The sequence below is a fragment of the Staphylococcus sp. GDY8P72P genome (assembly GCF_016890655.1).
Taxonomy (GTDB): Bacteria; Bacillota; Bacilli; order Staphylococcales; family Staphylococcaceae; genus Staphylococcus; species Staphylococcus arlettae.
In genome coordinates, this window is sequence record NZ_JAFEQJ010000011.1 from 66,990 (window position 1) to 90,116 (window position 23,127).

Consider the following 23,127-nt stretch of genomic DNA (forward strand, 5'->3'; position numbering starts at 1 on the left):
AAAAGGATTAGTCTTTTTTTAGATTAATAGTAGCACAAATCAGCTGGTATATTTGAAAACATTTTTAATCCCTCTGCATCTTAAAAAGCACGTATAGTTTTTACTTAAAATTCTAAAATGAAGTACTTTATCTAAAAGCTATAGCCAAGTACAAACGATAACTACATTTATTTCTATTTCTTGAATTCTTTGGCTCGTTAATTTGATGCTACATAGCCTTTGTATAAGTAATATTTTTATTATCATATTAGCAGTGCTTTGGGCCGACTCCTTCGGGAATAGCACTCGCCAAAGACTACAGGCTGAGGCAGTGCCTGCGGAAAGCGTGCACAAAAAAACTGCCAACAAAGCCAGAAATTTGGTCTGTACCCTTTTGTTTTATTGACGGTAAACAGACTTTAAATATTAGTTCTCCTAAAGACTTTTCTATATTATTGACAGTGCTTTGGGCCGACTCCTGCGGGAATAGCACTCTCCAAAGACTACAGGCTGAGGCAGTGCCTGCGGAAAGCGTGCACAAAAAAACTGCCAACAAAGCCAGAAATTTGACCTGTACCCTTTTGTTTTATTGACGGTAAACAGACTTTAAATATTAGTTCTCCTAAAGACTTTTCTATAGTATTGGCAGTGCTTTGGGCCGACTCCTGCGGGAATAGCACTCGCCGAAGACTACAGGCTAAGGCAGTGCCCGCGGAAAGCGCGCACAAAAAAACTGCCAACAAAGCCAGTAACTTTGTTGACAGTACGAGACTAACCTTGAAAAAGGATTAGTCTTTTTTATTAGCGAGTTTCACTTTAACTCGTATGTTGATATATTAATTTGTTTTTTCAGCTTGATAAGTAATAACTGAATTTTTTCTTTTCTGCGTGAAATATAACACCGCAGCAATGACATACCACGCTAACACAATCAACCATTCTGATGGCCATGATAACGAGGATGGCATACCTGGCATATATATTAAGATAAAACCAATACTTAATACAATCGCAGTCACACCTATCGCTATACCATTTTTAATACGATACGGTCTTACTAAATCTGGTTGAGACTTTCTTAGTTTCACAAAAGAAATTGCTACAAGTAAGTAACCTAACACGACCCCAATTCCACCAGCATTGACGATCCATTGTAATGCTGGACGACCTAATAAGGGAGCTACAAATGCTAAGACACCTAGAAATAGGATGCCGTGCGTAGGTGTTTTATATTTAGGGTGAATATAAGCAAACCACTCAGAAATCATACCATTTTTAGCCATAGCATATAAAATACGGCTACCACCAATAATAAATGCGTTCCAACTCGTGATGATACCAGCAACACCACCTAATACAAGTAACACACCAAATCCACCGCTTCCAAATAGATTTACCATAGCATCTGCAGTAGCTAAACTACTCGTTGCCAATTCTTTCGGTGTTAATCCTGTCGCTACACCAAAAACAATTAACAAATAAAAAATAACTGAAGCAATGATTGAAACTACTAAAATGCTTCCTATCTTTTTGGCTGGTGCTTTTACTTCTTCAGCAATTTGCGGAATAACATCAAAACCTACGAATAAAAATGGAATCATCATTAATACTGACAACGTACCACCAGCACCATTTTCAAATGGTTTTAATTGACTAAAATCGCCATTAAAGCCTGCACCACCTACTAATAACAAGCCTACCGCTACAATAAATATAGTAAAAACAGTCTGCAATACCGCTGCAGGTTTCACTCCAAAATAATTAAGTGAAGTTAAAATAATACTACCGAGCGAACCGATGAGTACCCATGTTAAGTACACATCCCAGCCTGCAACATTCCACAGTAATCCTTGATGTTGAAATGGAATAACATAGTCTATAACTGTAGGTAAAGCGACCGCTTCAAACGTAATAACTGATACATAGCCAAATAGCACAGACCACCCTGAAATAAAAGCAATACCAGGAGCAAAAGCCTTTTTAACAAAGACAAATCCTCCACCTGTTTCAGGTATCGCTGAGGCTAATTCAGCATATGTCAAACCTATTACAATAACCAGAATGCCACCGATGACAAATGCTATAATACTACCGACAAAACCAGCCGTAGAAACCCATTCGCCTGACAGTACAACCCATCCCCAACCAAGCATTGCACCTATAGCTAGAAACAGTACATCTACGACATTCATTGTTTTATTAAACTGAGATTTCATATATCGTACCCCTTATTTTAAATTCTGTATCATCATATATTACAACAAGCGTGTCGACGTGATAGTTTGACACGCTTGTTAATGTGCAAAACTATTGTTTGATAGATAAATATTTAGTTTCTAAATATGGTTCTATACCTTCAGATGCGCCTTCTCGACCATAACCACTTTCTTTGACACCACCAAATGGTGCATGGGCTGCAGATGGCGCGCCGTCATTCCAACCAATAACGCCATATTCTAATTCATTATAGAATTTTAATCCTGTGCGATAATCATTCGTAAAGAAGTATGCAGCTAGGCCAAATGGCGTATCATTTGCGATGCGAATGACTTCATCAATATCATCGTAAGCCATAACTGGTGCTAATGGGCCAAATGTTTCCTCGTTCATTACTTTCATTTCTTGAGTCGCATGAGCTATCACAACTGGTCGTAAGAAATTACCACCTAAAGCTGTCATGTCATCAAGAGAACGTGAAATCGATGCACCTTTTGTTGAGGCGTCTGTCACTTGATCTAAAACTTTAGCAACTGCATCGTTATTAATTAACGGTCCAACTTGCACACCTTCATCCATGCCATTACCTACTTTAAGTTCATGCACTTTAGCAGTTAATTTTTCAGTAAATTCATCTACAATTGATTGATGAACGTAAATACGGTTAGCACAAATACAAGTTTGTCCTGCATTTCTAAATTTAGAAGCAATCGTACCTTCAACTGCTGCATCTACATCTGCATCACTATGAATAATAAATGGTGCCAGACCACCTAATTCCATAGTTGCATTTTTCACCGATTCTGACGCTTGTTGAATTAATTTTTTGCCGACTGGTGTAGAGCCGGTAAATGTTATTTTACGAATGGCTTCATGACTCGTGAATAACTCACCTGCATCTCTACCTGATGCAATGACATAAGAAATGACATCTTCTGGAAAACCAGCTTCATGTGCTAATTCAATTAACTTAATTGTCGTTAGGGGTGTTTGAACAGCTGGTTTACATACAATTGTACAACCCGCCGCTACTGCAGGCGCAATTTTACGTGTAATCATAGCAGCAGGGAAATTCCATGGTGTAATAGCTCCTACTACACCAATAGGAAATTTATCTACGAGTATCTTTTTATCTGGCGTATTGGCAGGTATTGTGCGGCCATATACACGCTTTGCTTCTTCGGCATACCATTTCACATACGAATTGGCGTAAGTTACTTCACCTTTAGCTTCTGCATACGGCTTGCCACCTTCTAATGTGATAAGCTCTGCTAATTCATCAATGTTATTATCAATGAGTTCCGCCCATTTATATAATGTTGCTGCACGTTCATGTGCATCTATGACTTTCCACGATTGAAATGCCTCTTGAGCACGATCTATTTGAGCATTGATTTCAACTTCAGGCGTATAATCTAAAGTAGATATTACTTCTTCTGTTGCTGGATTAATTACTTCTAATTTTGTCATCACAATGACCCCCTTTATTATTTCAACAGTAAAGCTCGATATTGAAACAGATAATTGTCAATACGTTTAAGCCACAATACTGTCTTACTTATATTATACTTGTTGTGTTGAAGTTACTTCGTTTAATGCTGCCGTTAAAATATCAAAGCCTCGTGTAAGTTCTTCATCTGTAATCACTAACGGCGTTAGGAAGCGTATGACGTTACCTTTAATACCAGCAGACAACAATAACAAGCCTTGTTCATTAGCAACTTTTACAATGTTAGCAGTCAATGCTTTATCTGGTTTACCAGTTTGAGGATCGATAACTTCGAAAGCAACCATTGCTCCTAACCTACGTGTATGTTGTATAAAATTATGTGTCGCACTTAAAGCGTTCAATTTATCTTCGATAGCTTGTCCTATTGTTTCTGCTTTTTCGTTTAACTGTTCTTGTTCAATGATTTCAATAACTTTTAACGCCGCTTCACATGCCAATGGATTCCCTGCATAGGTACCACCAATTTCTCCAGGGTTTGCACTATCGACAATTTCAGCCTTACCAACGACACCGCTTAAAGGAAAACCTGCTGCTAAAGATTTAGATACAGTCATTAAGTCTGGCTCAACATCAAAATGTTCAATGGCAAATAATTTACCCGTACGTGCAAAACCAGTTTGGATTTCATCAGCTACAAAAATAATACCATGCGCTTCACAAATTTTTTTCACTGCTTGTACAAATGATTTTGGCGGAATAATAAAACCACCTTCACCTTGTACTGGTTCCATAACGACGCAAGCTACTTCTTCAGGATCTACAGTTTCAATAAAGAAGTCTTCTAATCGTGCAATAGCTTGTGCTTCAAAATCTTCTTGCGATACATTATCAGCTTTTTCTGCTACGTTAGGATAAGGTGCTTGGTAAACTTCAGGTGCAAAAGGTCCGAAGCCAAGTTTATATGGACGTACCTTACTAGTCATTGACATTGTTAAGTTTGTACGACCGTGAAATCCTCTTACAAATGAAACCACTGCTTGTCTACCTGTATATTTTCTAGCAATTTTCACAGCATTTTCTACCGCTTCCGCACCAGAGTTCAATAGTACTGATTTTTTAGCAAAATTACCCGGTGTAATGTGTGGCAGTTTTTCCGCCAATTTTAAATAACTTTCATACATAATGACATTAAAACCTGGATGAATAAATTTATCTAATTGATTTTTTAAATGTGCTGTAATTTCTGGATGTGAATGTCCTACATTTAATGTACCGATAGCACCCGCAAAATCAATAAACTCATTACCTTCAATATCAGTAATAGTTGCACCTTTAGCATAATCTGCTACGTGTAGGTTACCATTGCCTACTCCTCTTGCCACATATGTTTCTCTTAGCGCTTGATAATCTGTTAAATTTTTAGTCATACATAGACCCCCGTTTTCAGTTTGTAATATGAACCATAAAAAAGCGGTTACATTTTTGCTGAAGTATCTTTTCGATACTTATCGTTAAAGCTATACTGCTCAAACAGATGGATATCCCCTTTGGAAATTTATCTATTTTCTAAAAATTTAAAATATTCTTGGTATGATGTAAAGGACCAGATAACTAAATTGAATGGTACCAGTTAAGCAATAAGAATGTCTTTTAATGTTGATACCGCCTTACTCAATGTAGCTAATTCTATATTGGCAAAACCGATAATCAGCGTTTTGCTTGCTGTTGTTTCTGTCACAGGTTCCACCGCAAACCTATTAATTGTATATAATTCAACTTGATATGCTCGTGCACGGCTTTCTATTTCCGTGTAACTATAATTCGTCTTCACTTCAACAATGAAATGTAAGCCTGCTTTCGTATCCTTAATAGTAATTTTATCTTTAAATTCTTTTTTTAATGCCTTAATTAACTTTATTCTTTTTTCTTCATAAATATGGTGCATTTTTTTAATATAGCGTTCATAATGTCCATCTTTAATCAACATGTATAATGTTAATGCGTTCAGCATTGAAAAATCTGGAATTACATTATGATTCGTAGTTTCAAAGCGTTTGACTAACGATGTTGGTAAAATCATATAACTTAAGCGTAAGCCGGGCATCAACGTTTTTGAAAATGTCCCTAAATAGATAACCCGTCCACTTTTATCAAAACTATACAAAGAAGGGATATTGTCAGTATTATACTTAAATTCACTATCATAATCATCTTCTACTATATAACCATTCGTTTGTGTCATCCAGTTCAATAAATCGATACGTCTTGAAATCGGCATAATTGTCCCCATGGGAAATTGGTGTGACGGCGTGACAATGACTAAATTGGGATTTAATGCTTTTAAAGCTTTTATTGAGATACCTTTATTATCTAACGATACAGGAATGGTTACTTTTTGTGATTGATTGAGTAAATCTCTAAATCTGGAATAACCAGGATTTTCTACAGCAATTTTACTATCTTCTTCCATTACATCTAACAACTGTTTGAGTAGTACATTCGTCCCAGACCCAATAATAATTTGTTCTGGATGACAATGAATGCCACGTTTATAAGATACCAATTTAGCAATAGTTTGTCTTAGTTCCATAGGCCCTTTAAACTCAGGTATCGAAGACAGTCGTGACGTAAATTGTCTAAACACTTGTTTTTGTAACTTTAACCATGTCTCCATCGGAAAGTTTTCGATATTAGTACTCATATGTGAAAAAGAATATTGATATTGTGGTGCTGCTTCTCTATAGTAATCTTCCAATTGAATTTGAGTTTGTGGTTTCACAATTAATTGTTCTAAAGGTTCGATGTAATAACCTTTGCGCTCTTGGGTATAAATATAGCCTTCTTCCAATAATTGCTCATATGCTGCTTTCACACTATTTACACTAATATTAGCGTGTTGTGCCATTGCTCTTTTAGATGGTAATTTTTCATGGCTTTCATATTTATATGCCAAAATATCATCCTTCAAGTCATTATACAGTTGGCGATAAATGTAATTCACTGAACTTTCTTGCATATGTATCCTCCTTATCCGACTTACTTATCATTGTAGCGATTTTTACGCTTACGACAATTGTTATCGTACAATAAAAAGACCCACGAGACAGTAACCAATTGACTAAACGTTGATTCTATCATCTGGATCTCTTCTGTACTATTAACTTTAACTATTATTAATTGCAGCTTTCAGGTTTAATACTTAGCATTTTTATAATATTGGCGAAGCTAATTTAGCAATTGATTGTTTGAACTTAACCCAACCTGAACGTTGTTCATAGCGTTCTTGCGTTAATTTTTGTGATACTTTTAAATCTTCGTTAAAAGCTGCTCTTAATTGTTGTGTAATGGTTTCATCATATATAAATGCATTCACTTCGAAATTTAATTCGAAACTACGTACATCCATATTTGCAGAACCTACACTCGCTACTTCTTCATCTATCAAGAGCATTTTCGAATGAATAAAACCATTCTCATACGTATAGACATTGACACCATCTTCTATTAATAATGCAACACTTGCTAAAGTTGCCCAATGAACTAATGGTTGATCCGGTTTATTCGGTATAATCATATGGACTTCTACACCTGATTTAGCAGCTATCCGTAAAGCGTTAATGTAACCTCGATCTGGAACAAAATACGGGGTGTGGATATAAATTGATTTTTTCGCACTCATAATCATTCTTAAATAACCAAACTCTATTTGATGCCAATTATCATTCGGACCACTTAGCGCGAGTTGCATCACCACATTGCCTTCAGTCTGTGCATTGTCAGGAAAATATTTATCACTATAATCCAATTGCTCATGTCGTGATTGTGAATTCCAATCTTCTATAAAACTTAGTTGCAACGCATCAACACCATCACCTTGGATTCTTATATGCGTATCTCTCCAATAACCAATTTTTTCGTCTTTGCCTAAGTACTCATCGCCGATATTAAAACCACCAACATAACCTTTGTGACCATCTATGACTAATATTTTCCGGTGATTTCGATTATTTATTCTAAAGTTCACAGGTATAATTACCGCTTTAAAGAAAGCCTCTACTTGTCCACCGTTTTGCTGAAATTGCTTAAATCGCGATTTATGTAATGACTTTGAACCAACTGCATCGTACAATAATTTAACTTCTAATCCTTCACTCGCTTTTTGTTCCAATATTTCAAGGATTTCATTACCAATACCATCTAACTTTAAAATATAATATTCCATATGAATGTATGTTTGTGCATTTCTTAAATCTTCTTTCATTTGTTCAAATAACTTACGTCCATCAGTAAATATATCAACTTTATTATTATTACTAAGAAATGATTGTTCTCGTGTTAATAATGTATGCACAATATCAGAATGTTTTTTAGTAATTTGATGCTCCGTATCAACCACATAATCTGTTGCATCTTCAAGTTGTTGATTCACTCGTTGTTTATCATCTTCAATTAATTTACCTTCACTAATACTTAGTGCTCGTTTTTGCTTCACCATTCTGCCTAAGAATATATACATTATAAAACCAAAAATTGGCATTACAAATAATAATAACAGCCATGCCCACGTAGCAGTAGCGTCACGCCGGTCACGATCTAAAAATATAATAATAAAAGCTAATCCTAAATTAATCACAAAGAAAAATAGTAATATTCCTTTATAAATAGGACTAATACCTGGATCTAATATGATTTGCATTGCTAACACCTCGCCATCTCTAAGCTATATCATTGTTATTACCCTTTATTATCTAAACACAACATTATAGATCACGCAAAAAAAAAACAGTTGTAGCAATTTTTGTGACTACAACTGTTTTTCGCCTTTTATGTTAAATATTGCTCAATATGAAATGCTGATTCTTCAATTGAACGATATTCCGTATTAATGACTTCAGCATTTAACTTATGAAATATTTCTTCAGCATATGCCAATTCTTCTTTAATGCGTTCAACGCTATTATAATTCGTAGGACCACTCAAACCAAGCACTCTTACTCGTTCATTACGAATATTCATAATATAATTGGGACTAGCAGTTAAGCCAAATACTTTTAATTTTTTATTTTTAAATACTTCATCTGGAATAGCGACCTCTGGCACTAGCGGAATGTTAGCTATTTTATATCCTTTATTCGCTAAATACATACTAAGTGGTGTTTTAGACGTCCGTGACACACCTAAAATCAATGCATCCGCTTCACCTATATCTGTAAAGTGTTTTCCATCATCATATTTCACTGAATATTCAATAGCTTCAATTCGTTTAAAATATTGTTCATCCAGTTTGCGAAGTGCGCCACTTTCCAAAATCGGTTGACTCTCAGTCCGTTGTTGAATCATATCAATTAAGTCTGTCATGTAATCAATATATTGTAATTGATGTGCTTGTGTATATTGTTTACCGAGTGCATTAAATTCAGGATTGACCAGCGTCGTAATGACGATTGCATGTTCTGCAACTGCCAACTCTAAAATATTCATAAGCTCTTCTTTACTTTGAATAAATGGAAACTTTTTAATCGCGACTTGGTTCAATTCAGGAAATTGTGATAATGTAGCATGAACCATACGTTGCGCTGTCTCACCAATAGAATCAGAAATGACAAAAATACTTAGTTGTGCTGTTTGAACATTATTTGACACTCAATCGCCCGCTTTCTACTTCGCTTTGTGCTGTTGCTAAAATAGCTCCCGGTACTCTATATGGTGAACAAGAAACATAATCAATTTCTAAATCATTGAAATAGTGAATAGATTTCTCATCTCCCCCAAGTTCTCCGCACACACCAATTTTTATATTAGGATTCGCTTGTTTTGCTTGCACTGAAGCCAATTTAATTAATTCTCCTACACCAGATTTATCTATAGTTTGGAAAGGATCTTGTTCTAATATACCTTGATTGCTATAAGCATTTATAAACTTACCTGAATCGTCACGTGAAAAACCAAAAGTCAATTGTGTTAAATCATTCGTCCCAAAACTAAAGAAGTCAGATACTGTTGCCAACTCAGCTGCAATTAGACATGCTCTTGGTGTTTCTATCATTGTGCCAATCAAGTAATGTAAATCCTGTCCTGTTTCTTGTGCTAATGCTTCAATACGTTCTGTAATCAATGTTTTCAATGTAGTAAATTCTTCAACAGTTGACACTAACGGAATCATAATTTCTGGATTTGTATCGATACCTTCCTCTTTTAGGCGTATTACACTTTTCATTATTGCCTCAGCTTGCATCACATATAATTCTGGGTAAGTGATAGCTAAACGACTCCCTCTATGTCCTAACATCGGGTTTACTTCATTTAAGCTTTCAATATGTTTATCAAGTGTTGTCACAGTGACACCAAGCTGTTCAGCCACTTGCGCTTTTTCCGACTCAGAACGTGGTAAAAATTCATGTAATGGTGGGTCTAGTAGTCGAATAATCGTAGGTTTTTCACCAGATTGTCTTAATATTTGTTCAAAATCTTCCGTTTGATAACCACCAATTGTATTTAAAGCTGTAATACGTTGTTCTTGTGTATGCGCTAAAATAAAACGACGCATTTCAATTAATCGTTCTGGTGCAAAGAACATATGCTCCGTCCGCACTAAACCAATACCTGTAGCGCCAAATTGATAGCCCGCAATAATATCAGGTACCGTTTCCGCATTCATACGTACTGATAAACGTGCAATATCTTGTGCCCAAGTCATGTATTGTTCAAATGCTTCACTGTGTTCAGCAGTAATCGTTGCTATTTTTCCTACATAAATATCACCTTTGGCACCATCAACTGAAATAATATCCCCTTCAGCTAGTGTACCACCAGGGTATGTAACAACTTTTTCCGTTGTATTAATTTCTAAATCTGCACAGCCTGTAACACAACATTTGCCCATACCTCTAGCAACTACTGCTGCGTGTGAAGTCATACCGCCATGCGTTGTCACAATTGCTTCACTGGCAACCATACCTTCAATATCTTCTGGTGATGTTTCTGGTCGCATTAAAATAACCTTTTCACCTTGTTCATGTTGTTCTTTTGCTTCTTCAGCCGAGAAGACAACCTTCCCACTCGCAGCCCCAGGACTGGCTGGCAATCCTACTGTTGAAATAACAGTTGCCTTTGTTAAAGCTTCATCATCAAAATTTGGATGAAGTAGTTGCTCAATTGATTTCACTTCAACTTTAGTCAGCGCTTCTTGTTTTGTTATCACTTGTTCATTGACCAAGTCGACGGCAATATTTACCGCAGCATTTGCCGTTCGTTTACCATTGCGTGTTTGTAAAATATAAAGTTGCTCATTTTCGATTGTAAATTCTATATCTTGCATATCTCGATAATGTTGTTCTAACTGTTGTGACACGCTGACAAATTGTTGGTGTACATGAGGCATTTGTTCTTCTAATGAAGCAATATCTTTAGGAGTACGTATGCCTGCCACCACATCTTCGCCTTGTGCATTTAATAAATACTCTCCAAACAATTTCGCTTCACCCGTTACTGGATTACGTGTGAATGCCACCCCAGTACCACTACGTTCCCCACTATTACCAAAGACCATTTCTTGAATATTGACTGCTGTCCCTATTTCGTACGGTATGTCATTTAACTGTCTGTAAACACGTGCACGATCATTGTCCCACGATTTAAAAACAGCTTCGATAGCCTCTGTTAATTGCACTGTTGGTTCTTGAGGAAATGGTTTATAAACTTTTTCAACATATAATGATTTGTAGTGTTCGCAAATTTCTTTCAAACCTTCAGCTGGTATATCTGCATCATTGTCATAGCCATGGTCCGTTTTATATTTATCAAAGTATGCATCAAATGCTGTCATTGGCACATTATAGACCACTTCACCGAACATTTGTAACAGTCGACGGTAACAATCATAAGCAAAACGTTCATCATTGGTTTTGCGCGCTAATTTTTTTACATTGTCATCATTTAATCCTAAGTTCAAAATAGTATCCATCATACCAGGCATTGATATTTTGGCGCCACTTCTCACAGATACAAGTAACAATTGTTCATCTGATGAAAATGATTTACTCGTACGTTGTGAAAATAAGTCAAGTTGTGTTTGTAGTTGTGCTACCACTTCCTCAGATAACTTACTTCCGTGCTCAAGATATTCAATGCAAGCTTGAGTCGTAATCGTAAATCCATCAGGTACAGGTAAACCTAAGCGTTTCATCTCTGCTAAATTGGCCCCTTTACCACCTAACAAATCTTTCATTGATTTTTGTCCTTCATCAAAAGCATATACTAATTTTGTCATACTATATCACCTCTAATTGTTTAATATGTCATACTAATGAATAAGAGTATGTCATATTAATGGTAAAAAGACAACTAAAATGTATAATATTTACAGAAAATTCTATTTTTTGATAATAGATTTAACCAGTAATAAGTTATAACAAAGCGCTCGAGTTATTAATATATCTTATTTATCACTTAGTAAAATTATTAACCTTACTGCACAAAAATATTGCTTTCTGTAATGCTACAAAATTTTATAAATACACAAAAAACGTCAATTTCTATATCATCTCAATAGAAATTGACGCTACTTCTTTAGTTAAATTATTCCAATATAATGTTAATTATATTTTTTCTACATGTGCAGTTGTTTGTTTTACACTTTGTTGTTCTCCAATTGCTTCAATTTCTTCTAAAGTACGACCACGTGACTCAGGCACACATTTTTTCACAAATAGTACACCTAAGATACAAATTACTCCGAAAATAGCAAAGACAATTTGTTGTGAGAAATAAGCTGTCATTATTGGGAATAACAAACCTACTAAGAATGATCCGATCCAGTTTAATGATGAAGCTGCACCAGATGCAAATCCTCTAATAGTTAGTGGGAAAATTTCACCGACAATAACCCAAGTTAATGGAGCCCATGTAAATGAATAAAATGCTACATAAATACTTAAAAAGACCACAATTAAAATTGGATTAGTATTAGGTGCAATCATATGAATCACAGCTGGTAAAATAAATGATAACCCCATAACTGTACCGCCCAACATGAGTAAAGTACGACGGTTAAATTTATCCGCAATTGCGATAAATAATAATGAGCCTAAAACTAAAATGACACCTTGAATGATTGGCCACATTAAAGCATTACTCGCTGAATTACCAGTTGCCTGTTCCACAATCAACGGAATGTAATAAAATATAGCATTGGCACCTTGGAATTGTTGGAAGGCAGCGACACCTAACCCTGCTACTACTAAATATTTATATTTCCCAGTAAATAAAGTTGCTAATGTATTATTAACTTGTGTTTTTTGCTCTTTAGCAATTGTATCTTGAATTTCTCGTAGTTCTACATCGATATTTTGATTATGACGTAAATTACTCAATACAGTTTTAGCTTCTTCAAATTTATTATTTTTAATTAAAAAGCGTGGAGATTCTGGTAATCGTAACACACCTATAAATAATATAACAGCTGGTAATGCCGCAATACCTAACATTAGTCTCCATCCTAATTCAATTGGTAATCCACGTAAAAAATAATCAACAATATAAGATAATAACATACCTGAAACGATCATCGTTTGGTTCATACCGGACAAGCGACCACGATATTTGGCAGGTGCCATTTCAGACATATAAGCTGGCACCAATGCAGATGCTGCCCCTACAGCTAAACCTAATATGACACGTGAAATCGTCAAGAAATAGTTGCCATTATGAGGTGCAATACCTGATAAAATTGACCCTATAATAAACACGATTGCTGACAGTAAAATCATTTTCCGTCTGCCTAATTTATCTGATAAACGTCCTGCTAAAATACCACCAAATATTGCTCCTAACATGACTGAAGATGTTATAAGGCCAATAATAAACCCACTATTAATGCCCCAATCTTCACGTAAAAATGGCAATGCTCCGGTCATAACACCAATATCATAACCAAACAGAATACCCCCAAATGCACCGAAAAAATAAATAAATTGATTTGATACTTTACTTTGTACTTTCATCCCATTCACCTTCTTTTTTAATAAGCCAAGTGCTATGCGTAATAAGTGAAATTAATCTATTATCGTATATTCAGCATTAAACATTTTTAATAGCATTAAAATTTGTGTTTTAGTTAACGCTAAAGATAAAACCGTATGATGCCCGCCACCTTCTTCAAGCCATCTTTTCACACCAGTTGTTAACGACGGTTTCACTTCCCACAACACTCGTGCAACTGGTAAATGTGGGGCAGGTTCATCTAACTGTTTGGCGGTAATATCATTCACAATAAACTTATAATGTGTTCCTAAATCAACCATCGTGACTACTACACCATCACCTGCTTTACCATCAAAAACTAATCGCGCTGGATCGTTTTTGTCACCAATTCCTAAAGGGTTAACTACAATTTTAGGTTTAGTAGCTGCCAGTGTAGGATCTACTTCTAACATATGTGACCCTAAAATATGTGCTTGATCTTTTCTTAAATCATATGTGTAGTCTTCCATAAACCCTGTCGCTTCATTTTGTGCAGCGATTTTCAATAATCTATCTAGTGCAGCCGTTTTCCAATCACCTTCACCTGCAAATCCATAACCTTGTTCGTTCAAACGCTGTACCGCTAAGCCAGGCAACTGTTTCATGCCATGTAAATCTTCAAAATTTGACGTAAACGCGCTATAACCGCCATCATCTAAAAATCGTTTTATCGCAATCTCATATTTGATTTGTTCAATAACAGATGCATTAAAATCGTCTTCACTATAATTACGATAGTCAAAATCATATTGTTGTTGATATACTTCAAATAATTGAGTTATTTCTTCTTCTTTAACTTCGTTAACATAGCTAACTAAATCACCAATTCCATAATAATCTACAGTCCAGCCATATTGAATTTGTGCTTCTATCTTATCGCCTTCTGTAACAGCAACATTACGCATATTATCACCAAATCGTGCTACTTTCAGACCAAAGCTTTCATTATAAGCATATGCCACATGCATCCATGCCTTTAATTGGCTTTGAATTTCGGTGTTCTGCCAATCACCAAAAATAATTTCATTTTGCTTATTTAAACGACGATTGATAAAGCCATATTCTCTATCGCCATGTGCTGATTGATGTAAATTCATATAATCCATATCGATATGTTGCCAATCTATATCATTACGATATTGCGTCGCTAAATGCAGTAAAGGTTTTTGTAATAATTGTGTACCTCTAATCCACATTTTTGCTGGTGAAAATGTGTGCATCCATGTAATAACACCTAAAATATCATTTCGGTAATTAGCTTCTTTCATAATTTGAGTAATTACATCTGCAGAAGTTGCTAACTGTGGTTGTAATTCAATTTCAAACGGCAAGTCTGCTTTATTATTCAATTCATTTGCTATATCTTGTGCGTTGCTCTTAACTTGGTCTAATGCCTCTTCACCGTATAAAGCTTGTGATCCTACCACAAACCAAAATTTTTTATTCTCTGCCATTATTATTCCTCCTTAATTTTGCCCATAATAAGCATTCGCCCCATGTTTGCGCTCAAAATGTTTGTCTAATATTTCTTGAGGAAGCGCTTCCGCAAATGGGTTTAATTGTCGTGTAAAGATATTCATTTTACATACTTCTTCTAACACAACTGCATTCATTACTGCATGCTCACAATCTTCTCCCCAGACAAATGGTGCATGTCCATGTAATAATACTGCAGGTACATCATGTGGATTAATACCTTGATTCTTAAACGTTTCAACGATGACATTTCCAGTTTCCAATTCATAATCATTGTTGATTTCATCGGAGTTTAAAAATCGTGCACATGGGATGGAACCATAAAATGTATCAGCGTGCGTCGTTCCCATAGCAGGTACATCTAATCCAGATTGTGACCATGTAGTAGCCCACGGTGAATGTGTGTGTACCACACTGCCGATATCTCCAAATTGTTGATATAACACTGCATGTGTAGGCATATCTGATGAAGGTCTCAAGCTGCCTTCTACAACTTCACCCTGTAAATTACAAACCACCATATCAGCTGGTTGCATCGTTGCGTAATCTACACCACTTGGTTTAATAACAAATAATTGTGTTTCAGCATCGAATGCACTGACGTTTCCCCATGTATATTTAATTAATCCACGCTTAGGTAATTCTAGATTTGCTTGATAAACTTCAGCTTTTAATTGTTCGAGCATCTGCTTCGCCTCCTAAGTATTTATCAATACCTTGTTCAATCGGTAATGCTTGTTTTACTTTTGCTACATAGTTATTAAAATTAACAACCCCTTGTGGTGAAGGCGTCATTGTCACTTCACTTGCATCTTCAAATACATAGTCATTTAAAAATGCTTCCAATGATATTGGCTCTTGTACTGCACTATAATAAGCTAAAATACTAATGCCCCATGCACCACCTTCACTCGCCGTATCCATAACTGTAATATCATTGTTTACAGCCGATGCTAATACTTGTTGAGCTATCTTTTTCGTTTTAAAAATACCACCATGTGCAATTAACTTATTTACAGTGACTGATTCTTGCGTTTGCAACAAATCCATTCCTATTTTCAATGTGCTAAAAGCACTATATAAATGCATTTTCATAAAATTAGCTAAATTAAAATTATTTGTTGGTTCCCGTAAGAATAAAGGATATCCAGTTGCAACATCAGTAATATTCTCACCAGAAATATAGTTGTAAGATAATAGACCACCAACATCATCATCACTAGCTAATGATGCTTCAAAAAGTTGTCCGTACAACTGTTCATGTGAAATATCGATACCTAAAGTCTGTAAGACTTCGTTAAACAGTCGCATCCAATCATTGATATCTGATGTGCAATTATTTGTATGAATCATAGCAACTTCATCACCTGCTGGCGTCGTTACAATATCAATTTCTGGATACATTGCTTGCAAACTTTGTTCTAACACTATCATCGCAAAAGAACTTGTACCTGCTGAGATGTTGCCAGTATTAACTGTTACTGCATTTGTAGCAACCATACCTGTGCCAGCATCTCCTTCAGGTGGACATAAGATACAACCACCTTCAAGTTCACCTGTTGGATCTAGTAATTTGGCACCTATGTCAGTTAATGTTCCACCTTGTTCGCCGGCTAATCGTATTTCTGGCAACAGTTGTTCTAATTGTTGTGTGTAGCCATGACTTGCAAATAGCTTATTCGCAATTTCTAATAAATCTTGTCTATAAGCTTTTTCTTGTGGATCTACTGGAAACATTCCTGATGCATCACCAATACCTATGACCTTTTCTCCTGTTAAATACCAATGAACATATCCTGCTAAAGTTGTCACATAATCTAGTTGATGTGTATGTGGTTCTGCTGACAACATCGCTTGATAAATATGAGCAATACTCCAACGTTCAGGAATATTAAAGTTAAATGCATTACTTAATTCCTTTGCTGCTGCAGTAGTATTACCATTACGCCAAGTTCTAAATGGTACAAGGATATCTTCTTGTTCGTTAAAAGCTAAATAACCATGCATCATTGCACTGATGCCTATAGATTTAACTCGCTTCAACGTAATATCATATGTGCTTTTTAACTCTTTTGCCATCATTTGATAGCTTTGTTGTAACCCAACCCATACATCGTTAAGCGAATAAGTCCAGTAACCATCTTTCAATTGATTTTCCCAATCAAAATTACCTGATGCTACTACTTGCAAGTGACTATCTATTGCTACAGTTTTAATTCTAGTCGATCCTAATTCAATACCAATCGATATATCTTCTTGCTTTAATTCTTGCGTACTTACTCTCATTTCAACACCCCATTACTGTAACCGTTTTCAAGATAAATATAAAACATTTGTCCGTACATGTCAATATAATTATATTTTTGTCCGTACAAATATCAGCTAATTAAAACCCCAAACCAACGCGGCTGTTGATTTGGGGGCTTAATTTATTTTTTTAACTGAATTACGTTCTATAATATATGTGTCGATACGTTCTTCTGGCTGTATTTTATCTGTGTCAATAGTCTCTATCATCCAGTTAGCTGCCTTTTCTCCTAACAACTCTTGCGGATGTGATGTGGTTGTTAAATTCATATCGCTTAAACTACTCAATACAGAATTGTCTTCCCCAACAACCGAAATATCATTCGGTATACTAAATCCAAGTTGTCTTAAACGTTGAATGATTTGATACGCGATTTCATCGTTATAACAGACAACTGCAGAAACTGATATTTTTTGTTGTTGAATGTGTTGGACTATCTGTTCTACTACTTGGCGTTTATTTTCAGTATCATAAGTGTAAATATGCTCACCCTTGAAAATAATATTATTATGTTCGAAGGCATTAAAATAACCTTTCATTCGTAATTTTCCTTGATTATCATCAATCTTAGTAATTAATGCGATATCTTCATGACCATGATCAATTAAATATTGTGTTGCTAAATAGCCTGACTTAATATCATCAATTGCAATATACGGTAAGTTTAGCTCATCATACGTAGCATTAATCATAAGTATTGGTATATCCCGTTGTTTGAACATAGAATAATAAGATAGATTAGGGTTATAAACATTACTTTTCGTCGGTTCGATAATTAATCCTGTCACGCCTTGATTTAACATCATTTCTAAGCATTTGCGCTCTTCATCATGGTTATTATTTGTACTCGCTAATATTAAAGAATAACCATTATAACGTAACACGTGTTCAATACCTCTTATAATACTGGGAAAAATATAGTCGGATAAGTACGTCACAATAACACCAATTTTTTTAGTTCCTGTTGTTTGCTGCGCATTTAAAAAACTATAGCTCACATATGAGCCAGCACCTTTTCTTTTTTTTATATAGCCTTCTGCCACAAGGATATCCATTGCTTGTCGAATTGTATAACGGCTAACTTGATAATTATCTTGAAATTGTTTTTCCGTCGGTAACAACATACCCACGTGATAACTCTTATCGAGAATTTTGCCTTTAATTTCATCGGCTATTACTTGATATTTGGGCTTATTCATATCTGACGATCTCCTAGTATTACCTAATTTTCTCATACACATTTAGTATAGCATAACTATTTAACGCACTTTTATATTTATCTAGCACGTTATATAAAATATGACAGATAGTTAATATTGTGTCATAAATGCACGAAAAGAAAAAGTAAGCAGAATTGACTACCTTTTTAAAAAGGCGTTCAAGTCTGCTTACTTGTATGAACCAATAGCAATTTAAATTTAATATGTTCACGTAATGCGTGCACTTTGCTATAAGTCAAAATAGTAACTAAAATTTATTGTAAGTTAAGCGCGTAATCGTATGATTTTCAGCTTTGTGTAACACTAAATCAGCTCTATTTTTAGTAGGATAGATATTACGCAAAATATTAGGTTCATTTACATTTGTCCACAATTGTTTAGCAATTGCTATTGCTTCTGTTTCCGTTAAATCTTTATATTGATAAAAATGTGATTCTGGTTTTTGGAAAGCACTTTGCTGTAGTTTTAAGAACCGTTCGATATACCACTTTTTCATTACTTCTAAAGCGACATCAAGATAAATTTTATAATCTATATAATCAGTTACAAGCTCTGATGCTTGGCTATGAACTTGAAATATATTCACTCCTTCAATAATTAAAATATCCGGTTGATGAATATAATGAAATTGCTCGACTAACCGATCATACGTTAAATGGGAATACGTATAAGTTGCAACTTTTTCCCCAGCTTTAATAGCTTTTAAGTGTTGGATGAGTGTTTTAGTTTCATAGCTTTCTGGAAAACCTTTTTTTGACATTATATTTTGCTCTAACAGTTGTTGCTTAGGTAAAATATAACCATCTGTCGTAATCAGATCTACCTTCCACGTTGGATTTTCTTTTTTTAATAATTCCAATAATAATCGCGCTATCGTACTCTTCCCAGCAGCCACTCCACCAGAAACCCCAATAATAAATGGTGTTTTGTGGTGTTTATTAAGTAATTTATTATGTACATAACTAATATAATCCATATGGCGCTGTGCTTTTTCTGACAATAAATCTATTAGAGGAAAATACAAGGATTTAATTTCCTGTTTTGTTGCATAATCGTTGAAACTAAGTATTTCTTCTAAGTTAATATCATCTAACTCTATATTTGTTGAACTTTGCACTTTTTGCCATTCTTCTTTAGAAAATTCCACAAGCCTAGCTCCCTTTATACAAACTGTTATACCAATTCATTCACTTTGACATAACTCACTTCAATATAATCAATCTCAACAAGTATAATGTAACATTCTCATGGTTTCAATGATAATTTCGAAATTTAATGTATCCGCTTTAATCTAGTATAGAGAGAACAGAAACTCATATTTTCACTAATGGTTAATACTATTTTGAACGTGCATGCTTGCCTAGGGCATAGTTTGAGCCTGTAGTTTCTCACTCATACTACTTCCCCGGGCGTCAGCACGTTTCAAAATCGCTGCTATTTATATTTTGTTTTTCTTGCAATATCAAATTATGAGAAATACTAAAGTTTTAAAATTAGTGCAATTAGTACTATAATGTAAACACTTACATTTTTAACAACTACATTACTGGAGTGATGAATGTGAAGACAAAAGTTCTATATGGTAAATCTGACGTAGAGATCGATGTACCAGATCACAGTACTCTTATTGAACCTAGCACTATACCACCACTAGATAATGATGTTGAGTCAATTATGGACGCTTTAACGCAACCCATTGCCTCACCACCACTACATACTATGGTTAAAGCAACAGATACAGTAGCTATTGTGATTAGTGACATTACACGACCTACGCCTAATCACATTTTAGTACCATGTTTGTTGCGCGCATTAAGTCATGTTCCTAAAGAAAATTTCGTCATTATTAATGGAACAGGTACACATAGAGACCAAACAAGAGAAGAGCTGGTCCAAATGTTAGGTGAAGATATTGTAGCAAACATACGTATAGTACATAACCATTGCCATGACTATGACAGTCTGACCAAAGTTGGTCATAGTAAATACGGCTGTGATGTTTATTTAAACAAAGATTATGTAGCAGCTGATTTTAAAATTGTCACTGGTTTTATCGAACCGCATTTTTTCGCCGGATTTTCAGGTGGTCCAAAAGGTATGATGCCTGGCATTGCTGGCATCGAAACGATAATGACCTTTCACAATGCTCAAATGATAGGTGATATTCGTTCTACGTGGGGCAATATGGATGACAACCCTGTTCAAGATATGACACGTGAAATCAATGCAATGTGTAAGCCAGACTTTATGCTGAATGTAGCGCTCAACAAAGATAAAGCTATTACTAAAGTCTTTGCAGGTGAATTATATGAAGCACATGATCGTGGCTGTGACTACGTCAAAAAGCACGCCATGTTTAAATGTGATGAACGTTTTGATGTTGTCATAGCTTCTAACTCAGGTTATCCACTTGACCAAAACTTGTATCAAACCGTAAAAGGTATGAGTGCTGCTCATAAAGTAGTTAAAGAAGGCGGCAGCATTATTATGGTATCCGAATGTGCTGATGGCTTTCCAGATCATGGTAAATTTGCTGAAATTTTCAAATTAGCTGAAACACCTCAAGGTATTTTAGATTTAATACATGATCCTCAATTTCAAGAAATGGATCAATGGCAAGTCCAAAAACAAGCTAGCATTCAAACATTCGCTAACGTTTATGTTTATTCAAAATTGACAGACCAACAGTTACTAGATTCCATGTTGAAACCTACTGATAATATTGAGAAAACCTTGGAGTCATTAGCAAGAGAAAAAGGCAAACCTTTAACTATCGGTGTCATGCCACAAGGTCCACTTACGATACCTTACGTTGAATCATAAAAGAGGAGGATTAAAAATGCTAACATTAGAAGAAAAAAACAAACAACTAACAACAGTCTTACAATCAATGAAACGTGTTATAGTCGCTTTTTCAGGTGGGGTCGATAGCACATTAGTATTGCATAAAGCGATTGAAGTTTTAGGATCAGATAATGTTATTGGTGTAATCGTGAAGTCAGAACTTTTCCGCCATGAAGAATTCACACAAGCTACAGAGCTAGCACAACAATTAGGTGCGCACGTAATTGAAACAGAAATTGAAGAATTACAAGACGCAAATATTGTCAACAATACTCCACAAAGTTGGTATTACAGCAAACGTTTATTGTATGCACAATTAGACGACCTTAAACATAAATATCATTGTTCTTATGTGTTAGACGGTATGATTATGGATGACCTAGATGATTATCGTCCTGGACTACAAGCACGTGATGATTTCTCCGTTCGCAGTGTCTTACAAGAAGTTGAACTCTACAAGTATGAAGTCAGAACATTAAGCAAACAAGCTGACCTCCCAGTGTGGAATAAACCAGCATTATGTAGTTTAGCATCACGCATACCTTATGGAGAAACTTTAACTATGGACAAAATAACTAAAGTGAATGAAGCAGAAAAAATCATTTTAAATTTAAATATCAATCATGTACGTGTACGTTACCATAACAATATCGCACGTATTGAAGTTGCTGACGCAGATATTGCGACTTTAGTACAACACCGTCAAGCTATTAGTTTACAGTTAAAAGAATTAGGTTTTGACTATGTAACAATCGACATGGACGGTTATCGTGTAGGTAGTATGAATGAAGTTTTAAATTCCTCTGCATCACATTAAGTTATGAAAGGCTGCGTTAGAACATGACCGATAAGACAAACGATCTAGATGCAATTTTACAACAAGTACAATCGAAGCAATTATCGATTAACGATGCTAAAAGTCAGCTTAAACAATTTGATAATTTGGGCTTCGCTAAAATAGACCTACATCGTTCACAACGTCAAGGTTTTCCCGAAGTTATTTACGGCGATGGAAAAAGTGCTGAACAAATTGATGATATTATACACAGTTTAAAGTCCAACGACCAAACGATATTAGCTACACGTGTATCTGAAAGCAAAGCACAGTATGTATTAGCACGTCATCCAGAATTATCATATCACGCACAGGCTAATATTATATGTACACCCATTGAAACTATCACTCCTTCTACGCATTATGCTGCTATTATCTGTGCTGGCACTTCTGACTTGCCAGTCGCAGAAGAAGCTGCACTCACTGCAGAAGTCATGGGCATTGCAGTTAAGCGTTTTTATGATGTTGGTGTTTCAGGTATACATCGTCTATTTGAAAGTATCGAAGACATTCGTAATAGTTCAGTATCCGTTGTCGTAGCAGGTATGGAAGGCGCCTTAAGTAGCGTCGTATCAGGTTTAGTAGACCATCCAGTCTATGCAATCCCGACCAGTGTTGGTTACGGTGCAAACCTATCAGGGGTAACTACACTTTTAGCTATGCTCAATGGCTGTGCACCAGGCACAAGTGTTTTAAATATCGATAATGGTTTTGGTGGTGGCTATAATGCTGCCCAACTTATAAAGATGCTCGAAAAAGATTAAAAGAGGAGTTTTAG

At 35.4% G+C, this 23,127-nt stretch carries 16 protein-coding genes; 3 read left to right on the forward strand and 13 right to left on the reverse strand.

Annotated elements, in window-relative coordinates; translation table 11 throughout:
• Positions 1 to 815 precede the first annotated feature (815 nt).
• From JVU85_RS05980 to coaA, 13 genes are all read right to left on the reverse strand, one after another.
• Entirely contained in the window at positions 816 to 2,195 is a 1,380-nt protein-coding gene (locus JVU85_RS05980; protein WP_204172140.1) for an APC family permease, read from the reverse strand.
• Between the two features lie 91 nt (positions 2,196 to 2,286).
• Complete coding sequence (locus JVU85_RS05985) at positions 2,287 to 3,666, reverse strand: NAD-dependent succinate-semialdehyde dehydrogenase (protein WP_204172141.1); 1,380 nt, start codon at positions 3,664 to 3,666, stop codon at positions 2,287 to 2,289.
• A 93-nt stretch (positions 3,667 to 3,759) separates the two neighbouring features.
• Positions 3,760 to 5,073 (reverse strand): 4-aminobutyrate--2-oxoglutarate transaminase, encoded by a 1,314-nt coding sequence (gabT, locus tag JVU85_RS05990; protein ID WP_204172142.1) that lies wholly within the window; start codon positions 5,071 to 5,073, stop codon positions 3,760 to 3,762.
• A gap of 203 nt (positions 5,074 to 5,276) precedes the next feature.
• Positions 5,277 to 6,662, reverse strand: a complete 1,386-nt coding sequence (gabR, locus tag JVU85_RS05995) for a MocR-like transcriptional regulator GabR (RefSeq protein ID WP_204172143.1) — start codon at positions 6,660 to 6,662, stop codon at positions 5,277 to 5,279.
• A 192-nt stretch (positions 6,663 to 6,854) separates the two neighbouring features.
• On the reverse strand, positions 6,855 to 8,342 hold the full coding sequence (gene cls, locus JVU85_RS06000; RefSeq protein WP_204172144.1) for a cardiolipin synthase: 1,488 nt from the start codon (positions 8,340 to 8,342) through the stop codon (positions 6,855 to 6,857).
• A gap of 128 nt (positions 8,343 to 8,470) precedes the next feature.
• Positions 8,471 to 9,289: a pyruvate, water dikinase regulatory protein gene (locus tag JVU85_RS06005; protein WP_002509866.1), complete on the reverse strand. Its 819-nt coding sequence runs from the start codon at positions 9,287 to 9,289 to the stop codon at positions 8,471 to 8,473.
• Positions 9,279 to 11,915 carry a pyruvate, phosphate dikinase gene (gene ppdK / locus JVU85_RS06010; protein WP_204172145.1) on the reverse strand — a complete coding sequence of 879 codons (2,637 nt, stop codon included), beginning with the start codon at positions 11,913 to 11,915 and terminating at the stop codon, positions 9,279 to 9,281. The genes JVU85_RS06005 and ppdK overlap by 11 nt, the downstream gene beginning before the upstream one ends.
• Positions 11,916 to 12,243: 328 nt before the next feature.
• Positions 12,244 to 13,647, reverse strand: coding sequence for a sugar porter family MFS transporter (locus JVU85_RS06015; RefSeq protein ID WP_002509024.1), 1,404 nt, complete (start codon positions 13,645 to 13,647; stop codon positions 12,244 to 12,246).
• A 51-nt stretch (positions 13,648 to 13,698) separates the two neighbouring features.
• Positions 13,699 to 15,120: an L-arabinose isomerase gene (araA, locus tag JVU85_RS06020; protein WP_204172146.1), complete on the reverse strand. Its 1,422-nt coding sequence runs from the start codon at positions 15,118 to 15,120 to the stop codon at positions 13,699 to 13,701.
• Between the two features lie 12 nt (positions 15,121 to 15,132).
• On the reverse strand, positions 15,133 to 15,828 hold the full coding sequence (locus tag JVU85_RS06025; protein WP_204172147.1) for an L-ribulose-5-phosphate 4-epimerase: 696 nt from the start codon (positions 15,826 to 15,828) through the stop codon (positions 15,133 to 15,135).
• Entirely contained in the window at positions 15,806 to 17,428 is a 1,623-nt protein-coding gene (locus JVU85_RS06030) for a xylulokinase (RefSeq protein ID WP_021459682.1), read from the reverse strand. The genes JVU85_RS06025 and JVU85_RS06030 overlap by 23 nt, the downstream gene beginning before the upstream one ends.
• A 138-nt stretch (positions 17,429 to 17,566) precedes the next feature.
• Positions 17,567 to 18,649, reverse strand: a complete 1,083-nt coding sequence (locus JVU85_RS06035; protein WP_204172148.1) for a GntR family transcriptional regulator — start codon at positions 18,647 to 18,649, stop codon at positions 17,567 to 17,569.
• Between the two features lie 268 nt (positions 18,650 to 18,917).
• Complete coding sequence (gene coaA / locus JVU85_RS06040) at positions 18,918 to 19,817, reverse strand: type I pantothenate kinase (protein ID WP_204172149.1); 900 nt, start codon at positions 19,815 to 19,817, stop codon at positions 18,918 to 18,920.
• Positions 19,818 to 20,230: 413 nt separating this feature from the next.
• On the opposite strand from coaA, the gene larA reads away from it, so the two are divergent.
• The 3 genes from larA to larB are packed head-to-tail and all read left to right on the forward strand — an operon-like array spanning position 20,231 to position 23,113.
• Positions 20,231 to 21,493 carry a nickel-dependent lactate racemase gene (gene larA / locus JVU85_RS06045; RefSeq protein ID WP_107373747.1) on the forward strand — a complete coding sequence of 421 codons (1,263 nt, stop codon included), beginning with the start codon at positions 20,231 to 20,233 and terminating at the stop codon, positions 21,491 to 21,493.
• Positions 21,494 to 21,509: 16 nt separating this feature from the next.
• Positions 21,510 to 22,331, forward strand: a complete 822-nt coding sequence (larE, locus tag JVU85_RS06050) for an ATP-dependent sacrificial sulfur transferase LarE (protein WP_204172150.1) — start codon at positions 21,510 to 21,512, stop codon at positions 22,329 to 22,331.
• Positions 22,332 to 22,354: 23 nt separating this feature from the next.
• Complete coding sequence (gene larB / locus JVU85_RS06055) at positions 22,355 to 23,113, forward strand: nickel pincer cofactor biosynthesis protein LarB (protein ID WP_107373746.1); 759 nt, start codon at positions 22,355 to 22,357, stop codon at positions 23,111 to 23,113.
• Positions 23,114 to 23,127: the final 14 nt, after the last annotated feature.